Annotated in this window: 17 protein-coding genes; 12 read left to right on the plus strand and 5 right to left on the minus strand. The window is 50.4% G+C overall.

Translation table 11 applies throughout. The annotated features are described in order from the left end of the window. Window positions 1–57: 57 nt before the first annotated feature. Complete coding sequence (locus KS4_RS02365; RefSeq protein WP_145074092.1) at window positions 58–837, plus strand: sugar phosphate isomerase/epimerase family protein; 780 nt, start codon at window positions 58–60, stop codon at window positions 835–837. Between the two features lie 48 nt (window positions 838–885). Here KS4_RS02365 and KS4_RS02370 read toward each other — a convergent pair whose 3' ends face one another. Then, on the minus strand, window positions 886–2,190 hold the full coding sequence (locus KS4_RS02370; RefSeq protein WP_145074095.1) for an acyltransferase family protein: 1,305 nt from the start codon (window positions 2,188–2,190) through the stop codon (window positions 886–888). Between the two features lie 409 nt (window positions 2,191–2,599). Between KS4_RS02370 and thiC the strand changes: the two genes are divergently transcribed. The 3 genes from thiC to KS4_RS02385 all read left to right on the plus strand — a co-directional run bounded on the left by thiC (window position 2,600) and on the right by KS4_RS02385 (window position 6,744). Further along, a complete protein-coding gene (gene thiC / locus KS4_RS02375; RefSeq protein ID WP_234698842.1) occupies window positions 2,600–4,477 on the plus strand; it encodes a phosphomethylpyrimidine synthase ThiC in 1,878 nt (625 codons plus the stop codon). A gap of 600 nt (window positions 4,478–5,077) precedes the next feature. Next, window positions 5,078–5,722 carry a hypothetical protein gene (locus KS4_RS02380; protein ID WP_145074097.1) on the plus strand — a complete coding sequence of 215 codons (645 nt, stop codon included), beginning with the start codon at window positions 5,078–5,080 and terminating at the stop codon, window positions 5,720–5,722. Window positions 5,723–5,934: 212 nt separating this feature from the next. Next, window positions 5,935–6,744, plus strand: a complete 810-nt coding sequence (locus tag KS4_RS02385; protein WP_145074100.1) for a hypothetical protein — start codon at window positions 5,935–5,937, stop codon at window positions 6,742–6,744. A 709-nt stretch (window positions 6,745–7,453) separates the two neighbouring features. Here the strand turns inward: KS4_RS02385 and KS4_RS17430 are convergent. Next, window positions 7,454–7,888: a peptidoglycan recognition protein family protein gene (locus KS4_RS17430; RefSeq protein WP_200761481.1), complete on the minus strand. Its 435-nt coding sequence runs from the start codon at window positions 7,886–7,888 to the stop codon at window positions 7,454–7,456. Window positions 7,889–8,013: 125 nt separating this feature from the next. Here KS4_RS17430 and KS4_RS17435 point away from each other — a divergent pair, with 125 nt between their 5' ends. The 4 genes from KS4_RS17435 to KS4_RS02405 all read left to right on the plus strand — a co-directional run bounded on the left by KS4_RS17435 (window position 8,014) and on the right by KS4_RS02405 (window position 12,093). After that, window positions 8,014–8,190, plus strand: a complete 177-nt coding sequence (locus KS4_RS17435; RefSeq protein ID WP_200761482.1) for a hypothetical protein — start codon at window positions 8,014–8,016, stop codon at window positions 8,188–8,190. 413 nt (window positions 8,191–8,603) lie between these two features. Further along, the gene (locus tag KS4_RS02395) at window positions 8,604–9,290 is read left to right on the plus strand and encodes a class I SAM-dependent methyltransferase (protein ID WP_145074106.1); all 687 of its coding nucleotides are present in this window, start codon (window positions 8,604–8,606) and stop codon (window positions 9,288–9,290) included. 368 nt (window positions 9,291–9,658) lie between these two features. After that, window positions 9,659–11,578: a carboxypeptidase-like regulatory domain-containing protein gene (locus KS4_RS02400; protein ID WP_145074108.1), complete on the plus strand. Its 1,920-nt coding sequence runs from the start codon at window positions 9,659–9,661 to the stop codon at window positions 11,576–11,578. Window positions 11,579–11,712: 134 nt separating this feature from the next. Continuing rightward, on the plus strand, window positions 11,713–12,093 hold the full coding sequence (locus KS4_RS02405; RefSeq protein ID WP_145074111.1) for a YheU family protein: 381 nt from the start codon (window positions 11,713–11,715) through the stop codon (window positions 12,091–12,093). 39 nt (window positions 12,094–12,132) lie between these two features. Here KS4_RS02405 and KS4_RS02410 read toward each other — a convergent pair whose 3' ends face one another. Next, window positions 12,133–12,567: a hypothetical protein gene (locus KS4_RS02410; RefSeq protein ID WP_145074114.1), complete on the minus strand. Its 435-nt coding sequence runs from the start codon at window positions 12,565–12,567 to the stop codon at window positions 12,133–12,135. A 193-nt stretch (window positions 12,568–12,760) separates the two neighbouring features. Here KS4_RS02410 and KS4_RS02415 point away from each other — a divergent pair, with 193 nt between their 5' ends. The 3 genes from KS4_RS02415 to KS4_RS02425 all read left to right on the plus strand — a co-directional run bounded on the left by KS4_RS02415 (window position 12,761) and on the right by KS4_RS02425 (window position 16,095). After that, window positions 12,761–13,774 (plus strand): NAD(P)-dependent alcohol dehydrogenase, encoded by a 1,014-nt coding sequence (locus KS4_RS02415; RefSeq protein WP_145074116.1) that lies wholly within the window; start codon window positions 12,761–12,763, stop codon window positions 13,772–13,774. 14 nt (window positions 13,775–13,788) lie between these two features. Further along, a complete protein-coding gene (locus KS4_RS02420) occupies window positions 13,789–15,159 on the plus strand; it encodes a PP2C family protein-serine/threonine phosphatase (RefSeq protein ID WP_145074119.1) in 1,371 nt (456 codons plus the stop codon). A 111-nt stretch (window positions 15,160–15,270) separates the two neighbouring features. Continuing rightward, a complete protein-coding gene (locus KS4_RS02425; protein WP_145074122.1) occupies window positions 15,271–16,095 on the plus strand; it encodes a histidinol-phosphatase in 825 nt (274 codons plus the stop codon). A 100-nt stretch (window positions 16,096–16,195) separates the two neighbouring features. Here the strand turns inward: KS4_RS02425 and KS4_RS17975 are convergent, their stop codons facing one another. Both KS4_RS17975 and KS4_RS02435 read right to left on the minus strand, forming a co-directional pair. Beyond that, window positions 16,196–16,705 carry a peptidylprolyl isomerase gene (locus KS4_RS17975; protein ID WP_261341885.1) on the minus strand — a complete coding sequence of 170 codons (510 nt, stop codon included), beginning with the start codon at window positions 16,703–16,705 and terminating at the stop codon, window positions 16,196–16,198. Beyond that, on the minus strand, window positions 16,605–17,888 hold the full coding sequence (locus KS4_RS02435; RefSeq protein ID WP_145074128.1) for a GAF domain-containing SpoIIE family protein phosphatase: 1,284 nt from the start codon (window positions 17,886–17,888) through the stop codon (window positions 16,605–16,607). Before KS4_RS02435 ends, KS4_RS17975 begins: the two co-directional genes overlap by 101 nt. Before the next feature lie 256 nt (window positions 17,889–18,144). On the opposite strand from KS4_RS02435, the gene KS4_RS02440 reads away from it, so the two are divergent. Beyond that, window positions 18,145–18,366 (plus strand): SlyX family protein, encoded by a 222-nt coding sequence (locus tag KS4_RS02440; RefSeq protein ID WP_145074131.1) that lies wholly within the window; start codon window positions 18,145–18,147, stop codon window positions 18,364–18,366. Window positions 18,367–18,402: the final 36 nt, after the last annotated feature.

Below are 18,402 nucleotides of genomic sequence, written 5' to 3' on the forward strand. Positions count from 1 at the left end.
GATTTACTTCCATTACTATGCGTCAGCATCAACTCGCATTCCCACCGGAGACAAATCATGCCTGAAAACAACATCCCCATCGGCCTTCAACTCTACTCTGTCCGTCAAGACGTTGAGAAGAATCTTCCCGCCGTACTCAAAGAAATCGCATCATGGGGCCTCACCGGCGTCGAATTCGCCGGCTTCTTCAACTACCCAGCAAAAGAACTCAAACAACTCCTCGACGATAACAACCTCATCGCCTATTCCTCACATGTGCCTATCCACATATTAGAGCAATACGTACACGCTATCTCCGACTACCACGCCGAAATCGGCTGCAACAACCTCATCATCAGTTGGCTCCCCGAAAATAAACGCAACTCAGAAGCCTCAACCATCCAAACCGCAAACGAACTCCAATCCATCACCGAACTCCTCAAACACAACAACCAATCCTTCGGCTTCCACTGCCATGCCGAAGACGTCACACCCCTCGAATCAGGTAAATCCCCTTGGCAAATCCTCGCAGAAAACACACCCACCGATTTCATCATGCAATACGACACCGCCAACGGCATGCACGGCGGCGCTGACCCCGTACTGCCCATCACCCAACTCCCCGGTCGCACCATCTCCCTGCACCTCAAAGAATTCAAAGGCACGCCCGGCACACCCGACGGCCAAGGCCAAGCCGTCATCGGCGAAGGTGATGTTCCTTGGAAAGAAGTATTCGAAGCCGCCGAATCCGTCGGCGGAACTCGCTACTACATTATTGAACAAGAAGGTCATCCCACCCTCAACCCCATGCAAGCCGCAAAGAAATGCTTCGAAAACCTCAAGGCAATGGGTAAATAATCTTCCCCTCCCCCCCCCCTCTCCGATCTGCTCATGTATAGGCGTAATCTACGCCGCGATTCGTTCTATGGCATCGTCTATCTTTCCGATAGATGCAACGGTTTCTTTTTGTGTGCTGCTAGCTTCTTTCTTGCGATTCCACCCACTTGCCATTTTCGCAAATGGCCGCTCGCACAAATAGTAAAACCCGACACACATCATGAGTCCCAGCAAGCTCGATAGCACAAACTGTTCAATCCCCTTCTCCGGATACAACAGCATCGCGAGTTGGATTGCTAAGTTGATAACAACCATATGCACAATATAAATTGCATAAGAAGCTTTTCCTAAGAATAGTAACACATGCCGCATGGCCGCTTTCACCACATTCATGCGGCCCAGATTTAATCGTACACCATAAGCACCCCACAAAAGCATACTCGTCATAAACGCGATCGCTACATTCGTATTGACACGTGTCACCCACAACGCAGCGCCATATGTCATAACAGCCGCACTCGATAGCAAAATTACCCCCTGCTTATCCGCAGCATACGCAGCTCTCATTTGTTTTAAGTAAACACCCCTGCGTACCATCTCAAAAGTGATGACGCCCATAAAAAACATTGACCAATACGGCAAGAAGGTTCCTTCTATCAACCAATCTGCCGATCGCATGCAACCCAGCCCACGCTCAAGCCATGCCGAAGGCACCACACTCAATAAGCCAATCACAAATACCCCCGCCATGACCCATTTGTATTTCCTGCCAAACAATAACGCGATGCCAGTTATCACATAAAACTGCAATTCAATCGCCAATGACCAGCAAACCTCATTTAAAGGGAATGCCTGAAATGTCATGTAATTCCCGCTCCCGATCCCACTCGTCAATGTGAGTTGTTTTACCCACGTAACTGTCCCCATATTTGCAAACTTTTGCCATATCCCATAATTCATGCCCGCGCCGTTGCCTGTCATCCAATCCAGTCCATAGAGCAATCCTGGAATCACACCGATCAGTACCAGCGATAACCAGAACGGCGGCATAATCCTGAGCATTCTCCTGATTATGAAATGCAACACACCTCGCCGTTCACCTCGCGCCTTGTTCGCGCTCGCCATGATGCAATACCCAGATAACACAAAAAAAATCGCAACACCCCAGTATCCATGCCCCAATATTTTTTCATACCAACTCCCATCATGCCCTTCCCCAATCGTTCGCCAATGGTAGTGGTAGAGCATCACCCACACCGCCGCCAATGCCCGCATCATGTCCAATAACTCATACCGCCCCGCACTCCCGCCATTCCCCTTGCCTTGTGCAAGCTTCGTTTCGCTTAATTCTGGACTATAAGTGCATGCTCTCATTGAGCTATATATCGACCCAAACTCACCCTAACGCACAAATCCCAAATACCCACAATTATCGGGCGATATCCATGATTTTCAGTCCATTCAAGCCTTATCTTCCCATCATCCTTCTTTAGCCAGACACCAGCCCCTTGTTAATCCCACTCAAAATGCCTATCCTCATATCTGCTCGCGCGCAAATCCGCCTGAGCAACCTCGCTAGGGGTGCCCCCGGAAGTGTGACAAGTTTCACACCTGACGCTGGGCTGAGAATCACCCTTGGAACCTGATCAGCAAACAGCAAGGTCACTGCCGCAACCGCCGCAAACCTGCCATGCCTGTGAGCTGCGTAGGGAAGCGAATCACTTCCATACCGTGATTCCACGTGACTTCCTTTAAACGCAGCGTAACCAGAAAGGAAGTCCATATGGACAATATCACCGATAATCAAAATACTCAGGCCGCCGCCGACATCAAGTCCCTCGGCCTCGACCTTCCCGACCTCGGCCTTAACCCCGGCACATCACCCAATATCACAACCCCCGGCTCATTCGCGCGCCGACCTGTCATCAAACCCGGGTCTGCCGGCGCAGCAACCTTCTCCTCACCCGACACCCCCGGCATGCCACCTCTCCCAACCAAAACAGCCTGGGATTTCATGCCCACCGACTGGACATGCACCGACACTGATAACCACGAGCAAGCTTCAGCATGGCAACCCCCAGCTGGCTTCAGCCCTATCACACAGTTAGAGCACGCACGTCTCGGCAACATCACCCCTGAAATGACACGGGTCGCCGAACGCGAAGGCCACCTCACCCCCGAACAAGTCCGCGACGAAATCGCCGCAGGCCGTCTCGTCATCCCCGCCAACAAAAACCACCTCGCTCACAAGCTCGACCCCATGGCCATCGGTCGCGCCACCAAAACCAAAATCAACGCCAACATGGGCGCCTCACCCATCTCCTCAGGTACAGACGAAGAACTCGAAAAACTCGAATGGGCCAAACGCTGGGGCGCCGACACCGTCATGGATCTCTCCACCGGCGGTGACATCGACGGCTGCCGCGAAGCCATCATCCAAAACTCAACACTCCCCATCGGCACCGTCCCCATCTACGCCATGATCATCGGCATCAAGATCGAAGATCTCACCGAAGAAATCGTCCTCGAATCAATCAAACATCAAGCAGAGCAGGGCGTCGACTACTTCACCATCCACGCTGGCATCACACAAAAACACCTTAAATTCGCCAAGAATCGTCTCATCGGTCTTGTCTCTCGCGGCGGCTCCCTCCTTGCTAAATGGATGCTCACGCACAACAAAGAAAATCTCATGAATACCGCATGGGAAAATATCTGCGACGTCATGCGTGAATACGACGTCACCTTCTCCATCGGTGATGGCTGCCGCCCCGGCGGACTCGCCGACGCCACCGACGCCATCCAACTCGCTGAACTCTGCGAGCTCGGACACCTCACCGAACGCGCTTGGCGTAAAGGTATCCAGGTCATGATCGAAGGTCCCGGCCACGTCCCCTTTGACCAAATCGAATACAACATGAAGCTCGAACGCAACCTCTGCCACGGTGCTCCCTTCTACGTCCTCGGCCCACTGGTCACCGACATCTTCCCCGGCTACGACCACATCACTTCATGCATCGGCGCAACATCCGCCGCATACCACGGCGCCTCAATGCTCTGCTACGTCACACCCAAAGAACACGTCGGCCTCCCCAAGAAAGACGACGTCAAACAAGGCTGCATCGCCTACAAAATCGCCGCACACTCCGCTGACATCGCGCTCGGCTTCCCCGGTGCTCGCGACCAAGATGACGACCTCACCCGCGCTCGCGCCGCTTTGAATTGGGAAAAACACTTCGAGCTTTCCTTCGACCCCGACACCGCCCGCGCCTACCACGACGAAGACATGGACGTCGACACCGACTTCTGTGCCATGTGTGGCCACGACTGGTGTTCAGTCCGAATCTCAAAAGAAATCCAGGACTGGGCCTCCGGCAAAGCCGACGGCTTCGAACGTGACGGCGGCGGCAAGCCCAAAATCTCCGCAGCACTCACCGAAGATCAGCAAGAAATCCTCGAGCAACGCGGCTACCTCTCACCCGAAGAAATCCACAAACTCGCCTCCAAAACCAAAGGCAAAGCTCACGCCCAAGACGAATCCGGCAAAGCTTCCTGCCACTCCGACTACGTCGATGATGACGAAGCCAAGAAGATGCTCGGCGCTGAAAAACTCGTTCAAGTAGACATCCGCCCAGCCCTCGGCCTCGGCAAGAACGACTAACTCCCCCCCCTGTTACGTTGTATGTAGTTTCCAATCGAAAGCCCATTGCAGCGCAGCAATAGACAACCTGGTCAATCCAAACAACCCGCATAACGCGGGTTGTTTTTATAGATAGTTGCAATAATTGTAAATGATCAGGTGCCTCCAATCTGATCTCTTTTGTTTCTCTTTTCATAAGTGTCACATCTTTTCAGCCTCTTCTGTTTCTTGTCTTAATGTGACATACCAGTCATTAATCACACGTGCTACGCCATATCTTCATTTCAACGAAATTACCCGATTGTAGCTCTCCTTTTTCTAATGCCTTCCCTACGCAATCTCTTGAAATGCCTAATGGAATCAATTCACTACCGATCTATTATTGGCGTTCGAAAAATGCATGGCTGTGTATATCAGAATGGCTAGCAAGTTTATCTAAGTATCAGTATCAAATTAATAATCAACAAAGTATGAGTATGCCATTACCTGTAGATCGTGTGGCACAAGGCGCGTAATAGACGCTTTATATTTGCCAACACTACATTTCGTTGTGTAGACGAATTGGCTTGGTCATGACTCTATTAGGTCTCAGTATCATTTTTTAACAAGGTAGTAGACTATATGAGAAAAGTTCTTTCAGTTGCCGTCGGCACGATCGCCTCATTTGGTTTAGTCGCAACATCTCAAGCGGCGCCCGTTCAACTTGATGTTCAAGGTGTAATTTCAAATATCAGCTTGGATACTGGCGAGCTCTTTGGACCTGTCAGTGTTGGAGACGCATATACCCTTTCTTATGTCTTTGATGTGACAGATGATAATTACACGCCCAATGCTTCTGGCGTCACAGGTCGAGTGGATAGCCCGTTTCTCTCAGCATCACTCACCATCAATGACGTAACTTATGACATTGGTATCACTGAACAATTTAGCACGATTTCAACTTCAGGTATCTTTGGTTCAGATGACCTTCTTCTTTCCTTCACACCTTCAGGAAGTGAACAGGCAAATGCTCGATTGGTTTTTCCCCCTGATGCATTCACGAACACGGAAACACTAGAAATCCCAGGCAGTGAACAGCTCGTCACGCGCCAAAGTGAAGCGGTTTTTGGTTTGGCTTCAGATTTTCTCGGCCGAGGCACCGTGACTTCATTTGATGTCACGCCAGTTGCAGCACCCGTGCCCACACCCGCCGCATTCGGCGCGAGCGCATTATTGCTCCCATTGCTACTTAGACGTCAACAACAACCAATCCGTATGATTGCTTAATGCTCTCAGGTCATGAAATGTGATCCACACAATTAATGTGATCGACAAAAATAATTTAGATATAAGCATCAGCCTTCTCTAACGAGCGGCTGATGTTTTCTTAATGTGTTTAATAGCGTGGAATGAATGGTCACGATCTGATCCAAAACCACGACTGATAATACAGTAGGAAACTAAAGATATTGATGCTTTAGCGTCGAACCATAGGTAAGGTGAAACTGGACAAAAAAAAACTGGCAGATGCTGCCGACCTCAAACTCGGTTTGCAGGAGATCATTGCCATTCTCCTTCTACCAGCCATAACCTATGGTATTACCTATACCTACGAAAACGCATACGCCGCCAGTATGGGCATCCCGCTCGGTTTCGTAGAACCCGATAAAGCTGCACTCATCAAAGTCGCCTCCTTCGCTTTCATCATCATCGCCGCCTTTAGTGTTACCGTCTTTCTCGCGGCTGGCCTCTCTTATCTCTTTACCAAATCACTTAAATGGGCCTTCATCTACGCCATGATCGTCTATTCAATTCTGGCAGCAGCAACAAGTTACGCCTACGGCCACATCATGCACAACAACCTCATCGGCCTCGTACTTGGCTTTATTACACTCGGCGTCTGCCTCGTTATTTTCTTTAAGTCCTACCGTATTCCTAAGCATAAACACAAAGAATTTAACGTTAAAGATGGAACGATAATCAATTGGAGCAAAGCGATTTGGCTTGTCATTATTTACAGTTTCATCATGTTTGTCATGCTTGCCGAAGTGGCTGGAAAATATGAAGCCAAAATCTCCGGCTCGTATAACCTGATGACATATAAAGATAGCGACTATCTTCTGCTTAGAACTTATGGTTCCAACGTCGTGCTCGGATGCTACAAGAACGGTTATCTCACCCGCGACATCATCCTCGTTAGCAAGCAAGATTTATATGGCATCACCATTAGACCCTACAATGACGGCGCACCCAAATTTATTGATGATCCGGACGTTCAAGCGCACAAAAATATCGAAGTACAAAACTAATATTGTTTATATTCTACTTGACGAAAAGGGGTTGCATGTCATCGCTGTTCACTACGCTCATTCCTTCCTCTTTTATCCCACTTCTTTTCTCCTTTTCTTCCACTTTTTTTCTCTCCCTCATCGGCGCATAGATTACATGCAAATTTGCAGCTAACTCATTCTTAGTGTGTCTTCTGTATGCAAAATCCATACCAAAACGAATGGTTTTCGTTCGTGCGCACAAACATGACTTATCCACGATTTGTCCTCACTGTTTCTGGGGTTTTCTTGCGGAAAACGAACTCAAATAATGATTTTTTCAATCAAAACACACGAAAACCGAATAGAAACATATACGTGTAAACCCCTGTTATTTCTTTTTTGTGCGCGCAAACACGCCGCGCTGCCGCGATTGAATCTCAGTGATGTGAGATTAACGCACGCGCGTAAAACATCATCGCTGCGCGATAGTTGTGCTAACTAGCGAATAGAATAGAGGGTGTAAAATTTGATTGGCAAGAAAACAGCGGCAGAGGTGACATGGTTACTCGTTATTGATTTTCTTGATAGCATCCTGAAATGAAATCTTTTTGGATCGCTCGCAATAGGGTCGTTAAAATATTATCTATGCTAATCAACGGTTAGGCCGATGGATCGATTATCAATTTTATGCAGTGAGAAGATGCGCACAAACGCATCGCTTAGGTTGAGAGTGATTCGATTTGAGGGTTTAGGCCAGCGTGCGGTTTTTACGGATGCTAACCATGTATCGTTGTAAGTGCTTGCCGGGACAGGCTGTCGGCATCAGTTCTTGATGGGTGTAAATTTTCTTCGCTGAGATGCGGTGTTTGCGCTGGAGTTGTTTGATGAACCCCGTCAATGCATTCAATTGTGCGCGCGATGGCTGCTGCTTATTGAAATGGCCCATCACCATGATCCCGATATTGTGCGGGTTGTTCTTTTTCACATGCGCCCCCTGCAAACTGATCGGCCTGCCTTCCCAAATCCGCCCTTCACGATCAATGCAATAGTGATAACCGATGTCTGCCCAAGAGCTTGCGTGCCCGCCGCGGATCGATTCCATTCGCCGTGCCGCGATCTGGTAGCTGCACTTATCCATCAGGATTGCGTCATGATGCACGGTGATGGCGTTGATGCCGTTCATTTTGTTGGCTTGATTGAGTTTCGGGCCTTTTTTTGCCCAGCTCTTACGGCTTATAACTTCAATACTACCAATACGATGCATGACCTTGGGGGGTAGCACGTCGGCTGTTTTGATGGGTGTATGTGATGCGGCAGATGTTCCGGCAAGTGGGCGGCGGTGTTTGGGCAGTTGGTATGTACTCATGGGCGGCGGCGAGTAAGTTTCACAGCCCGCGGCAAGAAGTGAATAGCTGCAAAGCCCTGCAAGACCAAGCTTTACAAATCGGCGGCGGCTCACGTTTTGATCCGATTCGTCCCGTTTAGAGTCATTGTGGGTGATCGATCTGGACGGATCGGGTTGTTGATTTTGTACATCTTTCACGTCGATTGCTCCATCAATCGTTAGTCGCTTGTGATCTATAAAAGTACTGTTTTTATAGCACAAAACGTCCGTTGTATGTGTGAGTTGGTGTGGTGTGCGGGCGGCGAGGTAGCGGGGGGGATGCGATCAGTCCAAGTTTGATCGCGGCTGTGTTCATGATAACTGAGGTGGGTGTGATGAGGTAGTGAGAATGTTTGAATCGCATGAATCCGGAGGTGTTTTTATGTTTATGTGTTTGTCGCTGTTGTTTTATAATTTCGGTTGAATGGTGAGGTTGAGGCCAATAACGATTTGAGGCTGTGTTTGTAGATGTTTGGGGGATTGTTGAATTGATTGTGGTGCGTAGAATGTGGGGATGGAATCAAAACACTTATTGGCGAATGAGAAGTTGTACGGCTATATCCGTGAGGAAAACACGCGCGAGGATGGTGTGTTGTTGGAGTTGCGCGAGGAGACGGGGATGATGGAGAAGGCGGTGATGCAGATCTCGCCGGATCAGGGGAAGTTTTTGGAAATTTTGGTGAAGCTTATGGGGGCTAAGCGCGGGATAGAAGTGGGGACATTCACGGGGTATTCGTCGATTTGTATTGCACGCGGGCTTGGGAATGATGGGAAGCTGGTGTGTTGCGATCTGAATGAAGATTGGACGGGGATTGCGAAAAGGTATTGGGAGGCGGCTGGTGTGAGTGATCGGATTGATTTACGGATAGGGCCGGCCAGCGAGACGCTTAATGCTTTGATTGAGGCGGAAGAGGATCAAAAAAAAGCAGGGGAGGGATGGGGGTATGACTTTATGTTTATCGATGCGGATAAGGTTGGGTATGAGGGGTATTTTGAGCAGGGATTGAAGCTGGTGCGTTCGGGCGGGCTGTTGGTGTTTGATAATTGTTTATGGAATGGGGATGTAGTGAAGGATGTGTCGGAGCAGGACGAGGAGACACGGGCGATCGTAGCAATCAATAAGAAACTGTATGAAGATGATCGTGTTGAGGGGGTGTTGCTGCCGATGGCGGATGGGATTTATGTGGTGCGTAAACGTTAGAGCGTCTTGCGAAATTACTTGGCTCGTTGGTCATTGGGTCGTTAGATAAACAACGCCTCTTACATGAGCCAACTTCTGATTGTTTCGTGGGACATATGCCACGTTAATGATGTAGCTTGCTCTAATGCGTGAATAAGATTTGGCGTGTGATTGGCGGGTAAGTGGTTGTTGTGTGCGCGTATCGGGGCGAGGTTTTTAGAGAAATCTTTTGAAAATGTGAATGGCTCGTGAAATCAAATGGTTTATGCTGCGTCATGGTTGTGGAAGGGTTGTGTGGTTTTTCGGAAGATTGATACAAGGTGTTGTATTGATCAGGGTTTATTGAAGGTTATAAAAACGGGTTGGCGGGATATTTAAGGAGATTAACCGTGCGCACACATGTATCGAAGAGAAGAAGACTTGGGTTTGTGAGCGTATATTTGGTTTGGTTTGTGGTGGGTGGTTGTTTGCTGTTGGGGGGTGGTGAGTTGGTATGGGGCGGGTGTCATTACACGGTGTCGCCAACGATGACAGATACGGAGACGATGGGTTTACCGGAGCCAAGCGAGGTGCTGGTGATTAATCACAAGGCGATGACTGAGTTTGAGCCGGGGCGGGCGGTGCCGCTTGATACGCGGAGCGCATGGCTGAAGCAGGGTGAGGATACGATCACGTATTGCATTGGTGAGCAGAATCGGCGGGTGGCTTGGACGCTGGAGTTGCCGTTGGAGATTGATGTTGAGCGGTATTCGATTTTGCGGTTTAAGTATCGGTTGAATTCGGCGGCGGTGGATAAGTATTGGGCGTTTTGGGGGCATGTGGTTGGGAAGCGTAATGATAGAGAGGGGTTGTATATGTTGGATCACAAGGATCTGATTGCGGATGATCAGGTGCATGTGATTGAGGTGGATCTGCGGACGATTAAACGGAACGTGAAGCTTGATGAGTTGGCGATCGCGTTTCGGGCGACGGGGAAGCAGATGCCTGCGGAGTTGGAGGTGTTTGAGATTAGTTTTAGAAGGGCGGTGGACAGTAAGGCGGGGCGTGTGTTTGAGAAGGGTGATGTGAAGACTTTTTTGTTGACGGACGAGGCGGGGTTGCCGATTGAGGGCGGGTATGCGGCGCTGAATTATGAGATTTTGAATTTGCAGTCGGGGGCTTGGTCGGATGAGCAGGGGATGGCGCGTGTTGTTCCTTGGATGATTGATGATGCGGGGTATGAGGGGCAGTTTTATGGGAATGGAAAATTTGCGACGCCGATTGTTTATATGGATGCGGCGCCACGATATGAGAAGGATGGAGAAGCGATTTATCCGGTGACGTTGTTTGAAAATAAGGTATTCAAGGGGCGTGTGGTGAATGATGCGAACGAGGGGATTGCGAATGCAGCGGTACGGATTGAGATTACGTATAACAAGTCGGTATTTCATAGGCCTCGAATGACGACGGCATGGGATTTCTTTGCGTATACGAATGAGGATGGATGGTTTGAATATGAGTTGCCTTGGCGGCTGGTGAAGACGGTGAAGGTGGAGGTGGATCACAATGCGTATCAAGGGCAGGTGGCGCGTGGTAATGTGAAGGGGCGGCTGCTGGCGGGAGATTATGTGGTGAGGTTGGATGCTGAGAAGCATTTGACGGGGTTTGTGTTTGATGCGGAGAGTGGTGAGCCGATGGTGGGTGCGAAGGTTGAACGGAAGGTGTCTGCTAAAGTTTTTAACCCGACTGACTTTACGGATGAGCATGGGTATTTTTCGTTCCCGATGAGTGATAAGCGGGATAATGTGAAGTTCGGGAAGCATGAGATTGTTGTGTCGAAAGCGGGTGTCGGTGAGACGGTGTATGTTTATGAGGGGGCAAAGGGGGTCATGCCTGGGGAAGAGATTGTGATTAGTGGTCGGAAGATGGTTGATTTGCAGCCGATGGTGCAGTGGAAAGATGCGGAATCTGATCCGGTGCGGATTTATTTGCCGGCTGACGGTGTGAAAAGTGAGGGGCAGCCGCTGCATTTGGCGGTGGAGGGGGAGGTTGTGGATGTTGAAACAGGAAGAGCGGTGAAAGTGCGTGAAGTGGGTGTTGGGATGGTGAACCCTGAGGATGGTCAGATTTACTGGCAAGCGAACCGGTTGTCGAAGTCGAAGTTAAACGGGAGCCGTTTTAGTTTGGAGATTGAGAATCCGACGCTGAGGTATGTGATTGGTATTCGTGCGAAGGGGTATGCGGATTATTGGAGTGAGCCGATCTCGATTGGGGACGATGGGCTGAAGGGTGGTAAGTTGAAGCTGAAAGTGAAGATGGTGCGGGATTAGTTGAGGTTGGTTTGAATGAGTAGATGATGTGTGTATGGGAGGGGAGGATGGGGCAAATGTGTTGCCCATGGGAGCCTTGGCAAGTCAGATTGCGAAGGCTTTTTATCTGGGGATGAATGGGCTAGAATAGGGGTATGATTATACCTGTAGAAAAATTGTCTAAGGATGCGTTAGAGGGGTTAGTGCAGGAGTACGTTACGCGTGATGGGACGGAGCTGGGAGAGATGGGCGCGAAGACGGAGCGGGTGATGGGGATGGTGAAAAAGGGGGAGTTGCTGGTGGTGTTTGATGAGGTGAGTGAGAGTGTGAACCTGATGACGGAGAAGGAAAATCAGGAGGCAGAGGTTGCGCGGGAGCGTGAGGCTGCGGAAGCAGAAGGGTATGAGATGGAGCAGGGCAGCATGGGGGTTGGTTATGAGGAGGCAGAGCAAGCGTGGGAAGGTCGACGTGGAGGCCGTGATGAGGGTGATGATTGGGAAGGGTTGCCAAGCATTGATGTGAATGATATCTCGTGATGTGGGATGGTGGTGTAGATGAAGGAGGGGAAAGCGGGGTTAGTGTGCTGCGCTATTGTTGATGACTTTGAGGATTCTCCGCTGATCACTTGAGAAGTCGAGTCTGTCGATATTTTCGAGGATATAGGTTTTGGTTTGTGGGTGGAAATCGTAGCGATTGGCGAGTGTGATGAGGATGTCGGTTTGCTGACTTGAGAAGTCGAGTGTGAAGGCGGCACGGGCGAGGGCGAGTTGTGAATGGCGGTAGAGGTTGTGGCGGTTGGCGATATCTTTGAGTGCGTCATGCTGTTGATTTGCGAAGTCAAGCTTTTGAGCGGCTTTGATTTCGGCGACAACGGATTGGTCGATTTGATCACGAGAGTGATCGATTTGGATGAAGTCGGAATTAGGTGGAGTGAAGACGACTTCGACGGATTCGCAGCCGAGGGTGGTGAGCAGGAGAAGGGCGAGGATGATGGTTGTGATATGGCGCATGATGGGCTCCTTGTATGTGTAAGGACGTGGTAGAGCATGGGGAGATTCATCTGATGTGGGAAATGGATGATTTTGGTGATTTGAGAAAATGAGGGGATGTTTTGCGTTGTGGGTTACGGCGGGGGGGCAAGTGTCTACAATTGGACTTGAGTTGTGAGGAATTTGTGACTCATAGGCACAGGAGATGATATTGATGAGTAAGGTTTATCACGGATATGCGGCGATGGAGCAGGGCGGAGAGCTTGAGCGGATTGAATATGAGGTGGGGGAATTGGGGGGTGATGAAGTTGAAGTGAAGGTGACGCATTGCGGGATCTGTCATTCGGATTTGGCGATGATTGATAATGAGTGGGGGAATACGAAGTATCCGCAAGTGCCGGGGCATGAGGTTGTGGGGGTTGTGTCAGAAGTGGGGGCGCATGTTGGGCATTTGACGGTGGGGCAACGCGTTGGGCTGGGATGGCAGAGCGGATCGTGCGGGTGTTGTGAGTGGTGCAATGCTGGGGACGAGAATTTGTGCGCAACAACGAGTGGTACGATTGTTGGGCGGCATGGCGGGTTTGCGGATTATGTGAGGGCGGAGGGGCGGTTTGTTGTGCCGCTGCCTGAGGGGTTGGACGCGGTGAATGCGTCGCCGCTATTGTGTGCGGGGATTACGGCGTTTAATCCGTTTGTTGAGTATGGGATTACGGCGACGGATCGTGTGGGTGTTGTTGGGATTGGTGGGTTGGGGCATTTGGCGATTCAGTTTAGTCGTGCATATGGATGTCATGTGACGGCATTTTCATCGACGGCGGATAAGGAAATGGAAGCACGCGAGTTGGGGGCGGATGGGTTTGTGGTGTCGCGTGAGCCGGGGAATCTGAAGGTGCTGGCGCGATCGTTTGATTTGTTGTTGGTGACGGCGAATGCGGACTTGGATTGGTCGTTGTACGCGTCGATGCTGAGGCCGCGAGGGAATATGTGTTTTGTGGGGATACCGCCTTCGAAGTTGTCGGTGCATGTGTTTGATTTGATTAGTGGGCAGCATTGTTTGAGTGGTTCGCCGATTGGTTCGCCTAAGACGATAGGGCGGATGTTTGATTTGGCTGTTCAGCATCAGATTGGCGCGGTGACGGAGGAGTTTGCGTTTAAGGATGTGAATAAGGCGATTGCGAGATTGCGTGAGAATAAGGTGAGGTATCGAGCGGTACTGGTGCATGAATAGAGGGAGGAATCAATATGAATGAAACGCATGATGATTCGATGTCAGGTCGAATCAGAGACATGATTGAATTGGTTAAAGAACTTTCGAAGGCTGGGACTCCTTCGGAGGTTTTGGATACGTTTGCTAACCGGTGGATAGACGCATTGGGTGAGCATGCGGCGTATTTGTCGCTATCGACGAGGGGGCTAGATGAGGGGGAGTTTAAAGTGACGCGGTTTGTGACAGCGGGGAGGTGGCGGGAGGAGAAGGACGATGTTGCGTGGAAGGATTCGGAAGCGTTGCCGGCGTACGCGGGGGGTGTAATTTCGGAGATTGTGAGGGCAGGGCAGCCGGTGGTGATGTCGGATTTGAGGGTGGATGAAGATGAGGTGTTTGGTGATCGGCTTAAGGGGTATCGATCGTTGATTGCTGTACCATTGTATGAACATGGGGAGATCAATAACTGGGCGATTGAACTAGCTGAGCCTGCGAGTGTGTATACAGAGGATACACTGGAGGATATGTTGCTGCAGGCGAACTTGATTGGGGGAACGGTGCGGCATGTTTTGACGGCACAGCAATTGCAGAAGGCTAATCAAGAGATAGAGAAGGAAGTTCAGCGGATTGCAGATATTCAGCATGCACTTTTGCCGGAACGTTTACCGGAGCTGGATGAGGCGCGGTTTGCGGTAAGCTATCAGACGTTTGATCATGCGGGTGGGGACATGTATTTTTTCCATAAGTTGGCGGATGGGCGGTTGGCGATCATGATCGGGGATGTATCGGGGCATGGGCCTGCGGCGGCGGTGGTGATGGCGATGGTGGAGACGTTGGTGTCGGCGTATCCGCAGGAAAATCTGAGTGCGGGTGAGATGATGACGTTTTTGAATGATCAGTTGTGTGGGAAGCGGATGCATCAGACGTTTGTGACGGCGTTTTATGCGATTTTTGATCCAAGGACGTATACATTGCGGTATTCGAGGGCAGGGCATCCGCCGCCGTTGCTGCGGTCGATCGGCCGATCGGCGGCTTATTGTATTTTGAGGGATGGGGATGTGTGCGAAGAAGAGACTAATCAACCGCTGCATGACGCGGATGAGATTGTGGTGGAGCAATTGGATCATGCGGGAGGATTGCCGTTGGGATTATTTGAGGGGCGGCGGTATGAAGAGGCGGTGTTGCAGTTGAATGATCGGCAGACGATTGCGTTTTATACGGATGGGATTTCAGAAACGCGGAATGCGGTGGGTAAATTTTTTGGATCGCAGGGGATAATAGATGCACTGCATGCTTGTTCGGGTGAGGCGGATTGTGCGGTAAGTACGATATTGCAGCATATTAAGGGGTTTGAGACGGGGGCGCGGCCAGAGGATGATCAGACGCTGGTTGTGATGCAAATGCGATGATGTTCACAAAAAGTTCATGAAGTTAGGATTGTGAAGTGATGGTGTGGTGTTGGTATGATGATTGTCTGTGATGAATTCGTGTTGTGGGGGAGGAAGAAAGGTTTGTGAGTGATGGCTGAGGCGGTTTTGTATGAGACGCATACGCACACGACATTGTGTAAGCATGCGACGGGGACGATTGAAGAATATGCGGAGCGTGCGGTTGCGCGCGGGATGAAAGGTTTGACGGTGACGTGTCATAATCCTTTGCCGGATGAGAAGTCGTTATCGGTGAGGATGCGGGAAGATGAGTTTGATGTTTATTTGGGGATGGTTGAGCAGGTTCAACGTGGATTTGAAGGGCGGCTTGATGTGCTGCTTGGGATGGAGTTTGATTATGCGCCTGAATTTGAAGGATATTTAGGGGAGCAGGTGAAGGCGGCAGGGTTTGATTATTGTTTGGGGTCGATTCACCCACAGACGGATTATTATTGTGAGTGGTATCACAAGGGTGATGCATTTGAGGATCAGAAAACTTACTTTGATATGATCGCGAAGGTGGCGGAGTGTGGGATGTTTGATTGTGTGTCGCATCCGGATTTGATTAAGATTTTTACAAGGGAAGATTGGGATTTAGAGCGGGTGTGGCCTTGGATTGAGGAGATGTTGGATCGGGTGGAGGCAACGGGTGTGGCGATGGAGTTGAACACGTCAGGTGAGATTAAGGTGTATCCGGAGTTTAATCCGTCTGAGCGGATACTTGGTGAGATGCAGCGGCGTGAGATCCCGGTTGTGATCGGATCGGATGCGCATGCGGCGGTGCGTGTGGGTGATCGATGGGAGAAGGCACTGCGGACGCTGGCTGGGGTTGGGTATACGGAGATCAATTATTATAAGCAGCGAGAGCGGGTGAGTGTGGGGATTGATGAAGGGTTGAAGTCGTTGGTTGAATGTTGATTGGGGATGATGTGGGTGTTTAGATGTGTATCAATTAAAATAGTGAAAAGAAAAAGCTCACAGTGAATGTGAGCTTTTTTTGTTGATTTATGAGGGGGGATTAGCCGATGCGTTTTTCGACGATGAGGAGGTGGTAGCCGAACTGTGTTTTGACGGGTTCGGAGACTTTACCGAGTTCGATGTCGCCAAAGACAACGGCGTCGAATTCGGGGACCATATCGCCTTGGCCGAATTCACCGAGCGACCCACCAGCGCGGCCGGATGGGCATTGAGACTTTTGTTTAGCGAGGTCTGCGAAAGAGGAGACGCCGGCGTCGATTTCTTTTTTGAGTTCGAGTGCTTCGGCTTCGGTTGAGACGAGGATGTGACTTGCAACTGCACGTGCCATGCGTTTGCTCCTATGGTATTGGTTTCGATATAAATGGCTGCGTTTACGGCCTAATGGGGATACTCTACACGAGTGGGTGTGAGATTGCGAGTGGTGGGAAGGGAGAAATGCGATGTTGATGTTAAGAGATAAAGATTTTGAGGAGTGTGAGGTCGTCTTTGAAGGTTGGGATGCCTTGGTAGGATTTGAGGGTATCGATGATTGCGTCGAGGTTGCAGGTATTGTTAGAGCGGTTTGAGAGGCAGATTTTGTTGAATTCTTCGAGGCCGAGGAAGGGACCGTTGATGTTTTTTCGGATTTCGAAAGCGCCGTCGCTGAAGAGAAGAATCTCTGATTGTGGTTTGAGGGTAACGGTTTCCTGGATGGGATCGAATTGTTCATCGGGCAAGGCGCCTATCATAAAGTTAGGCTCGCCGAGCGGGGTGAGTGATTTGTCGGGGTTGAAAAGTGAGGCGGGGTGGTGGCCGCCGGCGGCGTAGGTGAGTTCGTGTTTTGCGGAGTTGTAGACGCCGTACCAGATGGTGAAGAATTTGTTTTGGTGACGATGCATCTGGAAGGTTTTGTTGAGTGCGGCGAGGACACGTTTGGGCTGTGTGAAGTCGGTGTGTGGTAGGGTTTGATTGCGGATGGTACTGAAGACGGTTGAGGCGAGGAGTGATGAGCTTACGCCATGGCCGCAGACGTCGAGGAGGTAGAAGGCGGTTTTGCAGGGGGCGACTTCGTGGTAGCCGATGAGATCGCCGCCGAGGATGGAGCTTGAGATGTAACGCCAATCGAATTGGATGGGTGCAGTTGTTTGGGGGTGTGGGATGAGTGATTTGATGTAGTTGGCGGCGTCGTCAAGTTCTTGTTTGAGTTGTTTTTGTGTGAGTTCGAGTTGGCGTTTGGTTTCGATGAGTTCGTGTTGTGTTGAAATGATGTCGACCATTTGTAATTCGTGCTCGGTGAGTTTGGCGAGTTCACGGAGGACTTGTTGCTGTTGCGTGTTGAGCGATTTGGGTTTGGTGTCAGCGATGCAGAGTGTACCGATGTTGTATCCGTTGGGGCCGGCGAGAGGGAAGCCGGCGTAGAAGCGGATGTAGGGTTCGCCGGTGACGAGGGGGTTGTTCTGGAAACGTGGGTCTTTGGTGGCGTCTTGAATGATGAGCGGCTCGTCACGAAGGATGGTGTGGCCACAGAATGATTCTTCGCGTCCGGTTTGATTGAAGGTTAGGCCGCATTTTGCTTTCAGCCATTGGCGGTCGCTGTCGATGAGCGCGATGTAGGACATGGAGGTGTCGGCGATGGTGCAAGCGAGTTTGACGATCTGGTCGTAGCGGAGTTCGCGTGGTGTGTCGAGGATACGTGCGGCTCGGAGGTCAGCGATGCGTTCGATCTCATTGGGTGGTTTGATGGGTGCAACCATGGGGATGGCCTCCGGTGTCTAAATAGAGAAGGTTTTGGGAATCATAGGCTGGTCTGTTTGAGGTTGATGTCACGTGTGTGGTGGATCGGTGTGGGTTTGTTGATTGGCGGTGGTGTGATTGTGTTAATCGGTATAAAGGTCACGAGGGATGACTGGATAAGTCAGGGTTTGTGTGTGGAGGGGCATGGGGGATGAGTGGGGGAGGCGGTGCTGATGGATGGTATCTTGAAGGTGGGTTGTGGGTTAGAATGGGGGTATGGAACAAGAACAGCGGATTGTGAATGTTGAAGAGAAGATCGCGTATCTGGAGAAGATGGTTGCAGATCTGAATGAGGTTGTGACTGGGTTGAATCGTGAGGTGCAGAACCTTTCGAAACAAAACAAGCGGTTGCATTCGCAGGTTGCGGCACAGGGTGAACGGTTGTCGCAGATGGAGCCTGAGCGGACGCTGGAAGATGATAAGCCGCCGCATTATTGATTGGATGGGTGATGATTGATTTTGCTTGTGTATTGG

This window comes from Poriferisphaera corsica (assembly GCF_007747445.1).
Taxonomy (GTDB): Bacteria; Planctomycetota; Phycisphaerae; order Phycisphaerales; family Phycisphaeraceae; genus Poriferisphaera; species Poriferisphaera corsica.